Genomic DNA, 17,531 nt, shown 5'->3' with positions numbered 1-17,531 from the left:
AAAAGAGTCTGGAGGATTTTGTATGTCTTATTTGACGATTTGTTATTGGCTAGTAAGTTACTTCGTCGGTACATTCATGACTGCATGGTGGGTTGGTAAATGGCGAAATATCGATTTACGTGAGCATCGCAGCGGGAATTTAGGCGCTAGAAATGCTGGAGCAGTTATTGGTAAATCCGCATTTTTCCTAACTTCAATTGGTGATGGTAGCAAAGGATTACTCATTGTTCTACTCGGCTACTTGCTGAACGAAACGGAATTTTCAATCGCAGTTGCTGGTGCCCTTGTCATTATCGGCCATTTATTTCCTTTTTGGTTAAAAGGCAAAGGTGGTAAAGGTATTGCAACCTTTGTCGGAGTTACACTTGCTTTTAATCCGTTATTATTTTTAGCTTTTGTCGTTGGTTTTTTAATTCCAATTCCTTTCCTGAAAAGCGCAACACTAAGTATGCTTTTTGGTTATGTATGTTATATAGGATCAATTATTTACAGCGGATGTTTACCAGTTGCGTGGCCAATCATTCTTATTATTTTAATCATTGTTTACAAACATCGCTTCGACATTATCGAGTCCTATCAAGAAAAAGCTTGGAAATCAAAAAAATAATGAAAAAACCAATATTATAATAGCCTACTTTTTTTGAAAACACAGCAAACCCGACCTATTATCCATTGAATAGGTCGGGTACTTTATTATATTGGTAATATAACATCTTCTATGTGAAAAAAGTAGTATTTCATATTCGGCGTATAAGCAGTTGAGTCTAAATATTCCCATGGTCGATGAAAGCTATTGGATGTGTGGGCATTCACAAGAGGTTCACCATCTTGAAAACTTGTAACGATGACAGAATGATCTATTCTTCCGTTATCTTGGAAATCGTAAAAAATAACATCTCCTAGTTCTAAGTCATAGGCAGATGCAACTCGCTTTCCCCTCAGTCCCTTCTTTGAAGTTTCTAAATACCAACGCAATGAATGCGGTGTACTCCAACTAAAACTCCAATTACCTCCTTTTAGCCACCATCCCCCCGATCGGTTTGGCGCTCCCCACATTGGTGCGCCTCCTGCAAAAAGACATTGCGATATATAATTCGTACAATCCACATCAAATCGCGGAAATGCTGGATTGTAGCTGTCCCACCATTTATCGGCGTAAGCGACAGCTGCTTGTCGATTGTAAACTGCTCCATCACACCTCCTTACTCATGTATATGTATTGCCCTGATTGAATATTTCTATTATTGTAAAGGATTTTTATAAAGTAGTTATTTTGTCATTAAAAGTCTTTTTAACGAAATTTATCTATTTATAAAGAACCTCAAACTATTACTCATGTTATTACATTTCCATGATATTTGTCAGTGTCTTTACATTTATACAACAATTTCAATATTCCTTATTTGAATTGCCCAATATAAGTCAAAAATTTGGTACAATAAAAACAACTAATTTGTTTCTCCTACTTTACGTTTGAAAGGGTGTTCGAAATTGACACAGCACGCAGAAAAAGAAATTGTTGAGTCGACATTATTATGTGACAAGAAGGGTAATCTAAATCCCGCTGCCATAGGATTCGCTCGAAAACCAATTATCAATAGTAATTTGAAAGGCCATTTCATGCGTAAAAAGAAATGGAATTATTGGTGTGTTTTCGGAGATGAAATTATGTTCTCTGCTACAATTAGCCATTTAGATTATGCTGCTGTTTGTTTCGTCTACTTCTTAGATTACGAAACTCAACGTTACTTTGAAAAAACAATCACTATTCCCTTGGGCAATAAAGTTAAAATGCCTACAAGCGTATTAGAAACTATAAGTTTCAATCACGATGATATGAAAATCCAACTGCTATATGCGCAAAATGAAACACAAATGACTGTCACTATCCCTGATTTTGATGGCGATTTACTGCATGCTGACTTAACAATCAAACACCCTGTAAACGACGACTCTCTCAATGTCGTCATCCCTTGGAATCGTCAAACCTTCCAATTTACTGGAAAACATCATTCATTACCAACTAACGGTTACGTTAAAATAGGAGAAAAACGTTATAATTTTCAAGAAGAAGAGTGCTACGCAGTGCTTGACTATGGTCGTGGCGTTTGGCCACGTGAAGCAACTTGGAACTGGGCTATGGCTTCCCAAAGATGTAGAGGACACCGAATCGGTCTAAACTTAGGTGGACAATGGACAGATGGTACCGGCATGACGGAAAATGCAATATTTCTAGATGGCAAGATGACTAAAATCCATGAAGATGTTATTTTCGAATACAATACAAAAGATTTTATGCAACCTTGGCATATTAAATCTAAATTCACGGATGATGTTCAACTTACATTCACACCTTTCTTTGAACGTATCGCTACTACAAACGCCAAAGTTATCAAATCCGAAGTACATCAAATGGTAGGCTATTTCAACGGCCGCGTCCGATTAGACAGCGGTTGTTACCTACCTATCCAACAACTACTCGGCACCGCCGAAGAACATTTAGCTAAATGGTAAAAAGGACAGCCTCTGATTTGATTGAGAGGCTGTCCTTTTATCTTGGCAGTTGTTAAAAATGCGTTCGTTGAGTAAGATTAGTTTTTTTGAGTAGCTATGGTCTCCTTGAGTAGTGATAATCTATTCTCCAGTAGTGATACTTCTCCCCTGAGTAGTGATACTTTCTTCTCGAGTAGCGCTAATCTCGCTCTGAGTATCGATAATTCCCTTCCCAGTAGCGATTATCTCTTCTCGACTAGCACTGATTCCTTCCCAATAGCGAGCACCAATCCTTTATTTATTCCCATGCATATAGAGTTTCTCCGGATAATCTGTAAACACAGCTTCGACTCCAAGCTTTTTCATCAAATCATAATCTTCTATTGTATTCACAGTATAGACGCGCACTATATTTCCTCGTTCAATCGCCGTTTTAACGGCTTCTCGTTTAGCCGCTACTAATGAAACATGCAGTGCATCCGTACCTATCATTACACCGTACTCATGTAGATTTACTAATATCTTCATGAATAATGCCCCTACTTCATTTTGCGGTGCTTTTTTTAATACTCGCTCCACCATTTCATGATCAAATGATGAAAAAACAACTCTGTCTAACATGTCATTTTCTACTAGCAAAGCTATTACTTCATCTTCTATCCCCTGATATGAAAAGACATCCGTTTTCAATTCAATATTAATCATATGATGAGTCGCTTTGAAAAGCTCTAATACCTCTTGCAGAGTTGGGATTTTCTCGCCTGCAAATTGTTCACCTTTCCATGACCCAAAATCATATGAACGTAATTCTTCAAACGTCATATCACGGATATAGCCTTCTCCGTTTGAAGTACGATTGATACGTTCATCATGGTTGATAACGAGAACACCATCTTTTGTACGTTGGACATCTAATTCAATACCGTAAATAGGTAATCTTGCGGCTTCACGAAAAGAACAAAGTGTATTTTCAGGGAAATCACCTGAAGCCCCACGATGTGCAAATATTTTCATTTATTATTTCCTCCAAAGGTTTATTCGTTAACTATATGCTACACTTTCTAGATTTTCCAGACAATTGAAAACTTTTACTTGTACTCTCTGAATTCATGTAGTAATATTTATCATTGCTATCAAAACCCCAACATCTTCAACAGGACGCAAAATTGCCAAATTGGAGGACTGTAAATGACACAGAAGCATCCCGATTTTGAACAAGAAGCTCAGCGCCTGGCTTACACAAAACATTATATGCGAAAACTCTTAGAAGAATCCAAACGTGACGTTCAATCAGCACAGGACAGTATTCGAAAATCGATGGCTGATTTAGAATACCTAGATTCAAGTTTAAGCTACCTCAATATTTTAACGAATGCTCGTTTTTTTGAAATGGCACGTGATCAAAAAGAAGGCCTTGAAGCAGTTCAACAAAAACCTTATTTTGCACGTATACATTTTCAAAAAGAAGGCGAACCAGCGGAAAAACTATATATTGGTAAGACCTCTCTATTTGACCGTGAAACACAAGAACCCATCATAGTTGACTGGCGCTCTCCTGTCGCTAACGTATACTACGACGGACGACTTGGAGATCTTACTTATAAAGTACATGACGAAGAATACAATGGGCACCTCTTTTCAAAACGGCAATATAAAATTGAAGAAGGCAAACTATTAGACGTCCAAGATATTGACCTGACAACAAATGATGAGCTATTACAAGATGCACTGGCAGGTAAAGCTGATGTACGACTTACTGAAATCGTCTCAACGATTCAAGCTGAACAAAACGATGTTATACGTGCTCACTTAAAACAACCGATACTCGTACAAGGTGCAGCTGGTTCAGGAAAGACAACTATTGCACTCCATAGAATCTCTTATTTCCTTTATACAATGGGCGAGCATTTCAACGCAAAAGAACTGATGATTTTAGCACCTAATCAGCTATTCATAGACTATATTGGCGACGTATTACCTGAGCTTGGTGTTGATCAAATTTGCCAAACAACTTACTCAGATTATGTGCAACACGCAACTGATATTAAGCTGAAAATCCAAAATCCAAATGAACAGCTTGAAAAACTCGTGAGCGAAGACACTACCGATGAAACAGTGCTTTGGCTGACCAAAATGAAAGGTTCATTAGAATACCGAGATGTTATGGATCGCTATTTAAAAAGGATTGAATCCCAAATAGCTGATCAATTCGAAGACGTTTATATCGAAAAATATCGCATTTTAACAGGCTCTCATTTAAGAAAACTCTTCTTAAAAGATTTTGCCTATATGCCCATTGAAAAGCGAATTGAACGAATTAAAGCTGTGCTACAAAATTATGTACGACAAAAGAAAAAGCAAATACTACTTTCTTTAAATAAAAGATATGATGAAATGTTGGATAAGGCATTGTTCGGTATTCAAGATGCAGCTAAGCGTAAACAAACAGTTACAAAATGGATTGATGAACGTGATGTTCGAATTCCAGCTGTTGAAAAGATGGCTAAATCTACCTGTTCAAGTTATATGAAGCGTTTTAAGAAGCATAAAATCAAATCCTTATATCGTGAGTTTTTGACGAATTATGATTTACAAAGAGAGTTATCTCCCAAATGGTCTGAAGAAGAGCATGCGCAATTTTTCAACGCTCATATAAAAGAAACTTGGGCCTTAGAAGATTTGGCTGCAATCTTCTATTTGCATGCCAAAATCAAAGGGGTCAACGAAGAATGGAAAATGCGCGTTGTTTTCATCGATGAGGTGCAAGATTATAGCTTATTCCAGTTAGCTGCTTTAAAAGAAGGTCTAGAAACTGATATGTTCACTATGGTAGGCGACTTGGCCCAAGGTATACATAGTTACCGCTCCTTAACGGACTGGACGCCCGTACGCGAGTTATTCCCTCGCGCTACTTATAAAACTTTACAAAAAAGCTATCGTACTACAATAGAAATTATGGCTGTTGCAAATGAAATCTTATCGAAAATGGGCGAAGATTTACCACTTGTAGAGCCAGTTGTCCGTCATGGAGATGAACCAACCTTCCATGAGATGGGAATAATTGACCCCACAGCGATTGAAGATATTCATCAACAAATTAGAGCAAAAGGGCACCGCTCCATCGCACTCATTTGTAAAACCTCTGATGAAGCAATGGACTATACGAAAGTATTACAAAATGCTGGTGTAATGGCACAGACTTTATCTGAATCATCCGAGATTGATCAGGGTGCACTTCTCGTCATACCAAGTCATTTAGCAAAGGGGCTTGAATTCGATGCAGTTATTGTAACAGCCATCGAAAAGCCTTTCCGTGATACAGCACTTGATCGAAAGCTTTTATATGTAGCTGTCACCCGTGCCATGCATGAGCTACATTTAGTAGGCTCTTCACGCAATGCGTTTTTATTAGCAGAATAAAAATAAAGAGGCATTCCAAAAGTCGTTTGCAAGCCGACAATTGGAAGCCTCTTTTTATTTCCTCGCAGAGAGAGGATAATAATTTTGTTTTTTAGAGAATATATTCATTATCTTTCGGCGGATGCCCTTTTTCTCTTTTACTAATTGCTTTTCGTTTTTTTCATCGACTTTTCCTAGTGCAGGTAATCTCATTGTAGATCTCCCCTTTGCGATGGTTTTTGTATTCCTTTAACATTACCATTAGTTTATGAATATTATCGACTAAATATGTATATTTTTAGTAAAAATTATTATTGATTTCAAATTTTTATTTTGAATTTTATAAAATAAATGATTTATGATATCCAGATTATTATCGCACTACAACTATCCTTAAATGACTTATGATTTTAAACACCTCTTAAAATGATTTAGTAAATTAAAAATACCAAGCAATTTATTATTTGCTTGGTATTCTTCGGATTATTTAAAGATGCTCCAAATTCTTTTGAAAAAACCCACTTTACTCACATCTTCCATTTTATTTAATTCTACTATTATCGCGTCTGATAACATTTCGTAACCAGCTTCTCCGAAGTGTAACCCATCGTTTTTTATACCGACCAAAAGCTCCTTGTAGTTTGCCCTACTGTAGAGAATGTCAAAAAAATCAATGACATGACATCCTGTTTCTTCCGCGACATCTTTGACTGCTTGGCCGTATTTCTTTAGCCTTTGATTTTTACGATTTGGTTGTAATGCTTCATCGACTGGCGGAGATGTAATAAGAATAGTTCGATCAGCTCCAATTTGCTGAACAAAGTAGCGAATATTAGATTTAAACGTGCCTATCGGTATTAATTTATGCTTTGCAGAATCGTTTCCACCAAATAATACTGTTACAACATCAGGATTTTTTGAAAGTACATCTTTCTGAAAACGAACTCTAGCTTGCTCCGTTGTATTACCAGATACTCCAGCATTAATAAATTGATGCTGTTTCATTTTCAACTTTAGCATGGATGTTAACACTGGTTTTGGATAGTTTTCTTTTCGTGCTGTAATACTATCTCCAAAACATATGATTTTCATCTAATAATCCCCTTCTGCTCTTTTCTTTTCTAGTGATTATTTTTTCGCAAAATAATCTACTTGCTGTATTTTCGAAAATCCAGCTCTTTCATAAACAGATAGCGCTTGTTCATTTTCAATCTCAACATCAAGTAATACTGTCGATTGCCCTTTTTTAGAAGCAACATTTTTGACCCATGCTAAAAGTGCAGCTCCTATTCCTTGACGTTGGAAATCAGGATGTACTGCTAAAGCAGTTACCCACTGGACATCATTCTCTTCAACTGAAGTCACAGTACCAACAACTACACCCGCTTTTTCCGCAACCCATAACACGCGTCCCTCTGTTGTCGTATTCGTAGAGATTAGATGATCTGTATCTTCTGGAGTATCATCAAATGCAGATCCAAAAATAGGAACAAGTGCATCGCGTTCTCCATTATATAAGCGAATTGTTAAGTCTCTAAGAACGTCTGTATATTCAGCAGCTGCCTGTAGTGTTGCTTCTGAAAAACTATATTCATAGCCTTGCTCTTCGATGAATTTACGACCTTCGTCACCGTTTAATGTAAGAGCTAATTCTCCAACAGTATTACGTTCATTAAATCCAGTTGCAATGCTCCCAACTAGTAGCTTACCAATTCCCATCCCACGATACATAGGAGCTACAACTGCGGACCATTCAAAAGTATTGAACCCCATCGTATCAACTGCACTAGCTACACCAACAAGTTCGTCCTTGTCATCATCATAAGCCAGCACTAGAAAGCCATATGCCTCTGGGTTGCACCAGCTACTTTCGTTCATCACCACTTTGTAATTTAGTTTATCTTCAAGTTCAGCTTTTCTCAATAATTGTAAAACTTCTTGATAAGTTTCACCATCAATAGGATATGTTGCTTTCATTATAAAAATATTCAAATTGAAACCACCTTGTTGTAATTGTTTTGTCATCTAAATGATAACAAATTATTAAATTAAGCGACTATCATTTGGCTTTTTAGGGGTATAGAATATCGAGATGGAGGTTTTACAATGACAAAACAACGCTTAACTTGGGTTGATGTGACAAAGGGATTTTTAATGATATTAGTAGTAATAGGTCATTTTCCTGGCGACTTGGATTACCCTCTTTTACAATATATTTATTGGTTCCACATGCCCGCTTTCTTTGTACTGAGTGGATTATTTTTCAAACCGTTATCAAAGGACGAGCCTATTCGTAAAGCTGTTAAAAAACGATTTATGCAATTGATGGTTCCCTATTTCTTTTTCCTATTGGTTATTACATGCATTCGTTATATATTGGCATTCGCTTATGGAAATACCGATATTTCATGGTATATGGAGGATTTAAGTACGCTCATTATTGGTGGACGTTATGCACGCGGATCTTACGGTGTATTTTGGTTTACAACAGTCTTATTCTTTACTTACTTATTATTCTTATTACTAACAAAATATTTAAACCGATTCTATCAATTTCTTGTACTTGCAATTTGCTATATTATCGCGCATATCCAAAGTTACTATGTAATAGATATTATTGGCGGCTCTTCAGCTGAAGCTGCACAAACAATTCCTATACTATGGAATTTAGATGTTACGCTCATAACTTTGGTCTACTTCGCCATTGGCTATTATGCAAAGGATTTGTTCTTACACATACGTTTGCCCTTATGGACAGTTTGTACAGTTAGTTCTCTCTTGGTAATGCGTCTAGCTTGGATAGATCAATTTGACTATCATTTAAGCTTGAAGTTTATTCGTTACAATCACGCCTTATTGGACCTTATCATCCCTTTCATCTTTATCATTACCATTTTCGGTATATTCCAATTTATTACGCGCTTCACACCATTGAAATCGTTGAATTTTATCGAAATGCAGTCAATCACTATCATGTATATGCATATTTCGGTAGATAAACAGATGAATAATTTCTTTGACTACGATCTCGTTGGATATACTGTTCTATGTCTGGGAGTATCTATTATAGGCTCTTTAGTTATAAAGAAATTCATCCCTTACGGATTATTCTTTATCGGAGATATTCGTGCAAAACGCCCACTTCTTTTTAAGGGCAAGCTATTTACCACATAAACAAAAAAGGCATTCGTCCATTTGAAATGGATGAATGCCTTTTCTATCTACCAAACAGTTATGCATTTGATTCTTCTAACATTTTATAATAAATCCCTTGTTTTTCAGTTAACTCTTGCTGGGTACCTGCTTCAACAAGCTCGCCTTGTTGCATGACAAAGACGATGTCAGCTTGGCGTACTGTATTCAATCGATGAGCAATTACAAAGCTTGTGCGCCCTTTCATTAAACGTTCTAGAGCTTCTTGAATTTTCAACTCTGTTACAGTATCAATGCTACTCGTTGCCTCATCTAACAATAGGATTACAGGGTCTGCAACAAGCGCTCTTGCTATAGACAATAACTGCTTTTGACCTTGGCTTATTTCAGCACCATCAGCAGTCAGAAATGTATCGTAACCATTCTTCAATTTCATAATGAAATCATGAGCATTAGCCTTACGTGCGGCTTCCTCCACTTCTTCATCTGTTGCATTTAATTGACCATATCGAATATTTTCTCTAACTGTTTCTTCAAATAAAAACGGATCTTGTAAAACAAATGCCATTTGACTGCGCAAATTTTGACGTGATATTGCTTGAATAGGTGTATCGTCAATAGTAATTTCACCATTATTTACTTCATAGTAACGTGCGAGTAACTGTAAAATAGTTGTTTTACCAGCCCCCGTAGCACCGACTAAAGCAGCTGTTTGTCCTGCCTCTACGTGAAAACTAACATTTTTTATCGTATGCGTTGCATCTGTTTGTTCATATTTGAAAGAGACGTTGTTGAACTTTACATCACCTTGTAGTTGATGGATTACTTTATCTGAGGCTAAATCCTTCTCTTCCTCTTCGTTCATAATCCCAAAAACGCGTTCTGCTCCTGCAATTGCAGACAAAACATTATTAAACTGATTCGCCAAATCGTTTAGAGGACGTGTAAACTGACGCGCATATTCTGAAAATATCACAATCGTCCCAATTGTAACTTGACCCTTCAACGCTAATAAACCACCGACTCCCGCAACAATGGCAAAGCTTGCATTATTTAATAGGTTCATGACCTTTGGAATGCCACCTGAGTATACGTTAGACCAAAAGCCAATTTGTCGTAACTTAGTGCTTTTCTCTGCAAACTCTTCAATCATACGCGGCTCTTGAGAAAAAGCCTTAACAATTCGTTGTCCTGAAATCGACTCCTCAATCATCCCATTTAATGCCCCTAATGCACGCTGCTGTTCTTTAAATAATTTGCCAGTACGGCGTGTAATCCATCTTGTAGCTACGAACATTACTGGAATAATGATCATCGTCAAAAGTGTTAATAATGGACTCATTGACAACATAACAACTAATGTCCCAACTAATGTTAAAACACTTGAAAATACTTGAATAAATGTACTATTCAAGGTCGAACTAACATTCTCAATATCATTTGTCATACGACTCATTAACTCGCCATGTTGGCGCTTATCAAAAAAGGAAATTGGTAACTTCTGCAGCTTAGTGAATAGACCTGTACGCATGCGATAAATCGTTTGTTGTGCAATACCAATCATCCAATAGTTTTGGAGAAACAATGATAATGACAAACCTATATAAATGGCTATCAAACCAAATATTAGCTTAGACAAACCTGCAAACTGAGCCTTCATAATGTGGTTATCAATAATTTTCCCAATCAAATAAGGACCTAGTAATGAGAATACCGAGCTCGCTACTACCATGAATAGAACAATAATTAATAGCGCACGTTGTTCATCCACAATACGCCAAATATGTCCTAGCGTTGAACCCCAATTTGTTGCACGATCCACCTTTTTATTGCGCTTCTTTTGTATATCTTCTTTCGTCAAAATATTTTTATAGCCAAAAGGTTCTCGAATTGCTTTAAGCATTATCATCCACCCCCTGCTCTTGTTGTGAAGTCGCAATTTTCCGATATAATATAGAACTTTCCATCAATTCTTCATGAGTACCAAATGCTGAAACTAATCCGTCTTCTAGAAGCAAAATTCGGTCTGCTCCTTTTGCTGTGCGAATTTTCTGTGTCACCACTAGCATTGTTGCATCTTCACCCTCTAGAGCACTCCATAATGCCGATTCTGTTTTGACATCTAGTGCACTCGTACTATCATCTAAAATCAAAAATTCTGGTTTACGTATTAATGCCCTAGCAATTGATAATCGTTGTTTTTGACCACCTGATAAGTTTACTCCCTTTTGACCAACTCTAGTTTCGTAGTCATTTGGAAAATGCTGAATTGAATCATGGATTTGTGCCTGTATTGTTGCCTCTTGCACTTGTTCAATTGAAGCAGCTGTATTGCCCCATGTTACGTTATCGTGGATAGAACCTGTGAATAACAATGCCCGCTGTGGTACATAACCAATCTCTTCACGCAACTTTTCTAAAGACCAGTTTTTCACATTCTCTCCATCCACAAAGATATCCCCAGACGTCGTATCGTAAAAACGAGGTAATAGCTGTAGCAATGTCGATTTACCTGAGCCAGTCGCACCCATAATAGCTAACTTTTCACCTTGCTCACATTTAAAAGAGATATTACGCAACACGAAATCATCTGTCTGTGGATATTTAAAAGAAACGTTGTCAAAACGTAGAGTCCCACGTTGTCGAACTTCCAGTAATCCTTTATCCATCTCATCATCTTCTAAGCCTTCTTCAATTAACAATACTTCCTCCATGCGATCCGCTGATGCTTTCGCTCGTGAAATAAATACGATAATAAATGAAAACATTGAAAATGCCCCTGTCATACGTAATGCATAGTTGACTATCGCTACAAGCTCACCGATCTGTGTTTCTCCTTGCTCAATTTTTCCCGCTCCAAACCAAAGAACCACAAGCAAGCTAACGTTCATAACAAACAGCAATATGGGCTGAATATACTCCATCGTTCGTAATGCTTTAGAGGTATCTACCTTCAAAGCATTCGCTACTTTTTCAAACCTACTCGCTTCGTACATACCACGCAAATAGGCTTTTACTAAACGCATCGCTTGTAAATTCTCTTGAATAACACGATTGACTCGGTCAACACGCTTTTGAACGGATGAGAAATATGTAATACCTTTCCGAACCATTAATAATAAGAAAATAGCTAAAAACGGTGCACCTATTACAAGATATACGGCTAATGATGGCTTCACATAAAACGCCATTATTAAACTACCAATCACAACAAGAGGCGTACGTAGCATGACTCTTAGACTCATAAATAAGACCTGTTGTACTTGAGATACATCACTTGTTAAGCGCGTAATAAGTCCAGCCGTTGGAAACCTCAAAAACGTCGTCATTGTAAATGATTGTACTTTTTTAAACAATGCATTTCGCAAATCAAAGGCAAAGCTTTGTGATGCATGTGCTGAAAAAAATGAATTCGTAATACCTGCAATAAAGCCAAGGAAAGCTATCAACATCATTATGCTACCCCATAACCAAACAGTTGCAGAATCTTGTAAAACGATTCCATCATCAATAATTTTCTTGATAATTAATGGTTGCATTAATTCAACAGCAAGCTCTACAAGCATGAGCGAAATAGCAATAACAGCGAACCATTTGTATGGTTTTATGTATGAAAACATTGTCTTCATGGTATAACCCCCACATTCATTTCGTCTCTCGAAATTTATTTAATTATTCCTTATTATGCCACAAAATAGACATAACTTGTGCTATAAAAACTCGAAATATTTTGAATGATAATATGATAAATTTTTTTTACTCATAAATATCTAAAAAAAACCCCTTCACTCCAAAAGTGAAAGAGGCAATTTATAAGTAATGAGCTTCGAAATAGATAATACAATTTTTCACACTAATTTAGTATCTAATAAAAAACCTCTTTAAAAACACAGTGGTATTTATTTTTTATCCAAATTTATTCATCTGCTTGTTGCTTATCCCCTTCAATGGAAAGCCATGTCACACAAACAAGCATAATTACGATTCCTACAATTTGCCATATTGCTAGTGTTCTTCCTAACCAAATAACAGAAATGATCATAGCTGTTAATGGTTCCATACTCGACAACACACTTGTTTCTACAGCTGTTATATATTTCATACTACTTAAAAACAATACAAAGGCAGCTGTTCCAAAGAAAATAATAGCAGTTAGCATTAATGCAATTTTCGGGTCTAACAATAGGCTCCATTCATCTGAACTCCAGACTCGCGAAATTACACCTAGTACAATACCACCGATTAGCATTCCCCATCCTACTACAATAAGTACACCCCATTCCTTCATAATAGCTGCAGGATATAAAGTATAAAAAGCAAATGTTAACCCAACCACAACTCCCCATAAAAGAGCTTCAGAACTTACGAGCAATGTCTCAAAGGAAGCATTCGTGAGTAATAAAAACAAACCAACAAGCGTCCCTAGAATACCTAATACTTGGTATTTTGGTGGCCATTTGCGATATGAGATTGAAACAAAAATAATAATGAAAATAGGTGCCAAAAATTGTAGTAATGTGGCTACAACTGCATTACTAGCATCAATAGCTGCTACGAATGAATATTGCACTCCAAGCATTCCTAAAACGCCAAATATGACTAATTTCCTCCACCAAACAGGATATCTCCAAATACTTGTTACATCTTTTTTAGTTATCAATAAAAAGGACAATAGTATTATACCTGCCAAAACGAGGCGGACTGTTAGCATAAACGGTACAGTTAACTCACTATTAGATAATACCCACTCCATAAGCGGCCCAGTAGCACCCCAAAGCATCGCTCCAGAAATAATCAGAATTATCCCTCTTAATCTATGTGACTGATGATTCATTACCAAACCCCTCAATAGTAATTATATTTTACTGTATTTTGAATATTTTTTTGCATATTTCTACCCATTTTATCCTTTATATATCACTAATATTAATATATAATTCTGAATTTCTTTTATATACATTACCTATTACTAATGACGGATGACAATCTTTTCACTATAATGATAGATATAGTAATTTCAAGGAGTCGTCGCATGCATGAATGAAACTCAAACAATTTTTAGTACAGCCAATTCAGTTTTGAACCAAATGCCATTTCCAATGATGATTGTTAATCATGAAGGAATCGTAGCAGCATGGAATCGCCAAGCCGAAAAAACTTTCGGCTATTCTGCGGATGAAGTCCTTGGTAAATTTACCCCCTTCATTGAAGCAGAGAAATCAGGCCTACATAAAGAAGGATGGACAAAGCTTTTACGTTCTCCTGAACCTTTCCATTTCGATAAAATGGCATTCATAGCAAAAAATAAAGAAGCTATCTTTTCGTCTGCTTTAGCAAAAGCATTTACTATCGAAAACGAGCGTTATGTATTTTTCCATTTTGAAATGACAGATGAGATTCAAAAAGACCCATCACCTTATCAAGAATTAATTAGCTTGAAATCAGGATTGGAATCCTCCTTTATGATGTTAACGATGGATCAAGAAGGTTTAATCAATTTCGCAAACAACAATTTCTTAAAACGGAGCAAATGGACACCAAAACGAATTATAGGCAAAACATTTTGGCAAATGTTCCCTCAAACAGATGACGGAACTGCTGATGCAAATAACATTTGGACATCCCTTAAAAACGGCAAGGCTTGGAAGGGCGAAGTTGAAAAAATGTCGAAAGACGGTTTATCCTATTGGGTCGATTTAACGGCTATCCCGATTTTCGTGACATGCAAAAACCCTTCCTACTTTATACTGCTCGAAAATGATATTACAGAAAAAAAATTGCTACAAAACCGCTTAGAAAAAATCGCTTATATCGATCAAGAAACTGGTTTAATGAATCGCTATCGTTTAGAACAAATTGTCACTGACATGATTCAAGAAAAGAATCACTTTACATTTGTTTACCTAAGCATTGATAAATTTTACTCTTTGAAGGAAATTTATGATGAACAAACAGAAATCGTCCTTTTACAGGAATTCACAAACCGTATGAAGATATATTTCCAAGATAGCACAATGGCTCGAGTCGGTATAGATGAATTTGTCGTATTAACTCCACTTGGTGAATGGTTTATCCAAGGTTTCCTTGCCTATCTAAAACAACACCCTATTTATGTAAACAATCGTGCACTACCACTTTCAATTAGCGGAGGTATTACAAAATACCCTGAAGATCAGTCATCATTCTCACATTTAGTGAAAGCTTCACATGCAGCAATTTCTAAAGTGCGTTCTGATGGTGGGGGCAATATTATTAGTTTAACAAAAGCTGATCATAAAGCACTTAGTACAAAGGCCATTATTGAAAAGCGCCTACTAATTGCTCTGGATAAAAAGAACTTAAAAGTACTCTATCAACCCCAGTTAAATTTAGAGACAGGTAATATTACTGGTGTAGAAGCCCTCGTACGTTGGGAAGACGAGGAAATTGGTATCGTTACACCAGATGTCTTAATCCCAATCGCCGAAGAAACTGGTTTGATTAATGATATTGGCGCTTTTATGCTTGAACAAGCTTGTTTACAAGCAGTAGCTTGGCACAAAAAAGGCTTAGATTTAAAAGTAAGTATTAACTCATCTGTACGAGAATTCCGTGATAAAAACATGGTACAACATATTAGAAAAGTATTAGAGAAAACAAATTGTCCTGCTAAACTATTGCAAATTGAAATTACAGAAAAATTTGCTTTAGAAGCTGAAGCCGAAACTTCTATAATTCAACAGATGAAGCAATTAGAAGCTGACGGTATTGTCTTCGTCCTTGATGACTTTGGTACAGGATATGCATCTTTCCGATTCATGCAACTCTTACCATTAGCTGAAATTAAAATTGACCAAACATTTATTTCAACACTTCAATATCAGAAGAAAGCGCAAAAATTAATACAAGGTATGATCCAATTTGGAAAATCTATCAATATGCGTGTTTTAGCTGAGGGGGTTGAAACAGCAGAGCAACTCGAATTACTTACATCATTTGGCTGTGATGCAGCACAAGGCTATCATATTAGCCATCCTATTACACCTAAAGAGGTTGAAAACCTTTTAAAATAATTTCTTATATTTATTTCAATAAATACAGTTCGTAAATAAAAGATGGCCATCGCTCAAATTAGCGATGGCCATTTATCTCTTTAAATTTCATTTTGTAACGCTTTTGCCTTACGTTTGCGTATTACATTGAAAATGAGTTGCATAAACACCTCTGCGAAGACAAGCCCCATAACAATGGCACCTGTAATAATGAATGCCCTTGCTGCATATTGAATGCTTTCAAGATATTCATTTTCAACGACATGTCTCATTGCATTGTAAGCCATTCCCCCAGGTACGAGAGGAATAATACCAGCAACGCTAAAGATAATCATCGGCATTTTAAAACGTCTTGCCAACATATGTGCCACAATCGAAATAACAAACGAACCCGCAAATGAAGCTAATACAGCATCCATACCATGCTTCAATAGAGAATAGTATATTAGCCATCCGATGGCTCCCACTAACCCACAATGGAATAGAGTTTTTTTAGGTGCATTAAAAATAATTCCAAAACCAGCTGTTGCTAAAAAACTAAGAACTCCTTGGGTGACCCAAAACATAGTATTCCTCCTAAAATGACAATACTAGTGCAACACCCGCACCGATCGCAAATGCCGTTAAAAAAGCTTCCGTTCCTTTAGCTACTCCGGATACAAAATGTCCTGCCATCAAGTCCCGCACTGCATTTGCAATAAGTAAGCCTGGTACTAACGGCATCACAGAAGCAATAATAATTTTATCTATTTGGATACCTATTCCCAATTTTACTGTTATAAACGCTGTAATACCTACAAACAATGCAGCTGTGAATTCTGCAAAAAACTTTACCTTTGTTAACTCATGCATTAAAACAAAAAGCAAAAAACCAATTCCGCCAGCTAAAATCGCTGCAGGAACATCCTTCCAAACACCTTCAAATAATATCAAAAAACATCCACTTGCAATAGCCGAAGCGACTATTTGAAGCCATGTCGGGAAATATAAATTTGAACGATCTATTCGTTGTAATTCCTCAAACGCCTCTGACAAAGTAATTTGCTCTGCAGTTAATCGACGTGATACACCATTTACAAGCGCAATTTTCTCTAAATCTGTCGAGCGTCTTGGTATTTGAACAATTCTTGTTGGCCTTTTATGACCAGCTGAAAATATTATTCCTGTAGGTGTCACAAAACTCTGCGCGGATGTTAATCCTTGGGAATTCGCCATACGTAACATCGTATCTTCAGCACGATACGTTTCTGCTCCACTTTGCATAAGTAATCTTCCAGCTAGAAGAAAACAATCTATCGCAAGTTCCTCTTCTTCCATTTCAATCACGGCTTTCTCCTGCCCTTCATAAACAAAATTCACCAAAAATACGTTATGTAAGACCAATTATTAGTAAAAAAATGTAATATCTTGCATGGCAAAATGCCTCTTTTGCGTCATTTTTACTTATTTTTCAAC

14 protein-coding genes and 1 pseudogene are annotated in these 17,531 nt (G+C 36.6%); 5 read left to right on the top strand and 10 right to left on the bottom strand.

Annotation, left to right across the window (positions count from 1 at the left end; all coding sequences use genetic code 11):
* Positions 1-22: 22 nt before the first annotated feature.
* Entirely contained in the window at positions 23-607 is a 585-nt protein-coding gene (locus BK137_RS10055; protein ID WP_038180298.1) for a glycerol-3-phosphate acyltransferase, read from the top strand.
* A gap of 86 nt (positions 608-693) precedes the next feature.
* Here the strand turns inward: BK137_RS10055 and BK137_RS10050 are convergent.
* Positions 694-1,185, bottom strand: a pseudogene (locus BK137_RS10050) (amidase domain-containing protein); the annotation flags it as partial.
* A gap of 306 nt (positions 1,186-1,491) precedes the next feature.
* Between BK137_RS10050 and BK137_RS10045 the strand changes: the two are divergent.
* Positions 1,492-2,514 (top strand): DUF2804 domain-containing protein, encoded by a 1,023-nt coding sequence (locus BK137_RS10045; RefSeq protein WP_038180301.1) that lies wholly within the window; start codon positions 1,492-1,494, stop codon positions 2,512-2,514.
* A 273-nt stretch (positions 2,515-2,787) separates the two neighbouring features.
* Here the strand turns inward: BK137_RS10045 and BK137_RS10040 are convergent, their stop codons facing one another.
* Positions 2,788-3,507 carry a glycerophosphodiester phosphodiesterase gene (locus BK137_RS10040; RefSeq protein WP_038180305.1) on the bottom strand — a complete coding sequence of 240 codons (720 nt, stop codon included), beginning with the start codon at positions 3,505-3,507 and terminating at the stop codon, positions 2,788-2,790.
* 174 nt (positions 3,508-3,681) lie between these two features.
* Between BK137_RS10040 and helD the strand changes: the two genes are divergently transcribed.
* Positions 3,682-5,913 carry an RNA polymerase recycling motor HelD gene (helD, locus tag BK137_RS10035; RefSeq protein ID WP_038180308.1) on the top strand — a complete coding sequence of 744 codons (2,232 nt, stop codon included), beginning with the start codon at positions 3,682-3,684 and terminating at the stop codon, positions 5,911-5,913.
* A gap of 54 nt (positions 5,914-5,967) precedes the next feature.
* Here helD and BK137_RS22275 read toward each other — a convergent pair whose 3' ends face one another.
* The 3 genes from BK137_RS22275 to BK137_RS10025 all read right to left on the bottom strand — a co-directional run bounded on the left by BK137_RS22275 (position 5,968) and on the right by BK137_RS10025 (position 7,884).
* The gene (locus BK137_RS22275; RefSeq protein ID WP_155981159.1) at positions 5,968-6,105 is read right to left on the bottom strand and encodes a hypothetical protein; all 138 of its coding nucleotides are present in this window, start codon (positions 6,103-6,105) and stop codon (positions 5,968-5,970) included.
* A 270-nt stretch (positions 6,106-6,375) separates the two neighbouring features.
* Entirely contained in the window at positions 6,376-6,984 is a 609-nt protein-coding gene (locus tag BK137_RS10030) for a GDSL-type esterase/lipase family protein (RefSeq protein WP_038180311.1), read from the bottom strand.
* Between the two features lie 36 nt (positions 6,985-7,020).
* The gene (locus BK137_RS10025; RefSeq protein ID WP_038180313.1) at positions 7,021-7,884 is read right to left on the bottom strand and encodes a GNAT family N-acetyltransferase; all 864 of its coding nucleotides are present in this window, start codon (positions 7,882-7,884) and stop codon (positions 7,021-7,023) included.
* Between the two features lie 114 nt (positions 7,885-7,998).
* On the opposite strand from BK137_RS10025, the gene BK137_RS10020 reads away from it, so the two are divergent.
* The gene (locus BK137_RS10020) at positions 7,999-9,066 is read left to right on the top strand and encodes an acyltransferase family protein (protein WP_038180314.1); all 1,068 of its coding nucleotides are present in this window, start codon (positions 7,999-8,001) and stop codon (positions 9,064-9,066) included.
* 58 nt (positions 9,067-9,124) lie between these two features.
* Here BK137_RS10020 and BK137_RS10015 read toward each other — a convergent pair whose 3' ends face one another.
* From BK137_RS10015 to BK137_RS10005, 3 genes are all read right to left on the bottom strand, one after another.
* Positions 9,125-10,948 carry an ABC transporter ATP-binding protein gene (locus BK137_RS10015; RefSeq protein ID WP_038180330.1) on the bottom strand — a complete coding sequence of 608 codons (1,824 nt, stop codon included), beginning with the start codon at positions 10,946-10,948 and terminating at the stop codon, positions 9,125-9,127.
* Positions 10,941-12,674: an ABC transporter ATP-binding protein gene (locus tag BK137_RS10010; RefSeq protein ID WP_038180331.1), complete on the bottom strand. Its 1,734-nt coding sequence runs from the start codon at positions 12,672-12,674 to the stop codon at positions 10,941-10,943. The genes BK137_RS10015 and BK137_RS10010 overlap by 8 nt, the downstream gene beginning before the upstream one ends.
* Positions 12,675-12,961: 287 nt before the next feature.
* A complete protein-coding gene (locus BK137_RS10005; RefSeq protein ID WP_038180334.1) occupies positions 12,962-13,879 on the bottom strand; it encodes a DMT family transporter in 918 nt (305 codons plus the stop codon).
* Between the two features lie 202 nt (positions 13,880-14,081).
* On the opposite strand from BK137_RS10005, the gene BK137_RS10000 reads away from it, so the two are divergent.
* A complete protein-coding gene (locus BK137_RS10000) occupies positions 14,082-16,097 on the top strand; it encodes a sensor domain-containing protein (protein ID WP_038180336.1) in 2,016 nt (671 codons plus the stop codon).
* An 80-nt stretch (positions 16,098-16,177) separates the two neighbouring features.
* Here the strand turns inward: BK137_RS10000 and BK137_RS09995 are convergent, their stop codons facing one another.
* Complete coding sequence (locus tag BK137_RS09995) at positions 16,178-16,642, bottom strand: threonine/serine exporter family protein (protein ID WP_038180337.1); 465 nt, start codon at positions 16,640-16,642, stop codon at positions 16,178-16,180.
* Between the two features lie 10 nt (positions 16,643-16,652).
* Complete coding sequence (locus tag BK137_RS09990) at positions 16,653-17,393, bottom strand: threonine/serine exporter family protein (RefSeq protein ID WP_038180892.1); 741 nt, start codon at positions 17,391-17,393, stop codon at positions 16,653-16,655.
* Positions 17,394-17,531: the final 138 nt, after the last annotated feature.

The organism is Viridibacillus arenosi, assembly GCF_001955655.1.
GTDB classification, from domain to species: domain Bacteria; phylum Bacillota; class Bacilli; order Bacillales_A; family Planococcaceae; genus Viridibacillus; species Viridibacillus arenosi.
The sequence above is the reverse complement of the archived record's forward strand: the minus strand, read 5'-3'. Positions and strand labels throughout refer to the sequence as shown.

Excerpts from the sequence above, each read along its gene's own strand:
- BK137_RS10020 (WP_038180314.1), top strand. The coding sequence starts at position 7,999 with ATGACAAAACAACGCTTAACTTGGGTTGATGTGACAAAGGGATTTTTA.
- BK137_RS10010 (WP_038180331.1), bottom strand. The coding sequence starts at position 12,674 with ATGAAGACAATGTTTTCATACATAAAACCATACAAATGGTTCGCTGTT.
- BK137_RS10000 (WP_038180336.1), top strand. The coding sequence starts at position 14,082 with ATGAATGAAACTCAAACAATTTTTAGTACAGCCAATTCAGTTTTGAAC.
- helD (WP_038180308.1), top strand. The coding sequence starts at position 3,682 with ATGACACAGAAGCATCCCGATTTTGAACAAGAAGCTCAGCGCCTGGCT.
- BK137_RS22275 (WP_155981159.1), bottom strand. The coding sequence starts at position 6,105 with ATGAGATTACCTGCACTAGGAAAAGTCGATGAAAAAAACGAAAAGCAA.
- BK137_RS09995 (WP_038180337.1), bottom strand. The coding sequence starts at position 16,642 with ATGTTTTGGGTCACCCAAGGAGTTCTTAGTTTTTTAGCAACAGCTGGT.
- BK137_RS10055 (WP_038180298.1), top strand. The coding sequence starts at position 23 with ATGTCTTATTTGACGATTTGTTATTGGCTAGTAAGTTACTTCGTCGGT.
- BK137_RS10030 (WP_038180311.1), bottom strand. The coding sequence starts at position 6,984 with ATGAAAATCATATGTTTTGGAGATAGTATTACAGCACGAAAAGAAAAC.
- BK137_RS10040 (WP_038180305.1), bottom strand. The coding sequence starts at position 3,507 with ATGAAAATATTTGCACATCGTGGGGCTTCAGGTGATTTCCCTGAAAAT.
- BK137_RS10015 (WP_038180330.1), bottom strand. The coding sequence starts at position 10,948 with ATGCTTAAAGCAATTCGAGAACCTTTTGGCTATAAAAATATTTTGACG.
- BK137_RS09990 (WP_038180892.1), bottom strand. The coding sequence starts at position 17,393 with ATGGAAGAAGAGGAACTTGCGATAGATTGTTTTCTTCTAGCTGGAAGA.
- BK137_RS10005 (WP_038180334.1), bottom strand. The coding sequence starts at position 13,879 with ATGAATCATCAGTCACATAGATTAAGAGGGATAATTCTGATTATTTCT.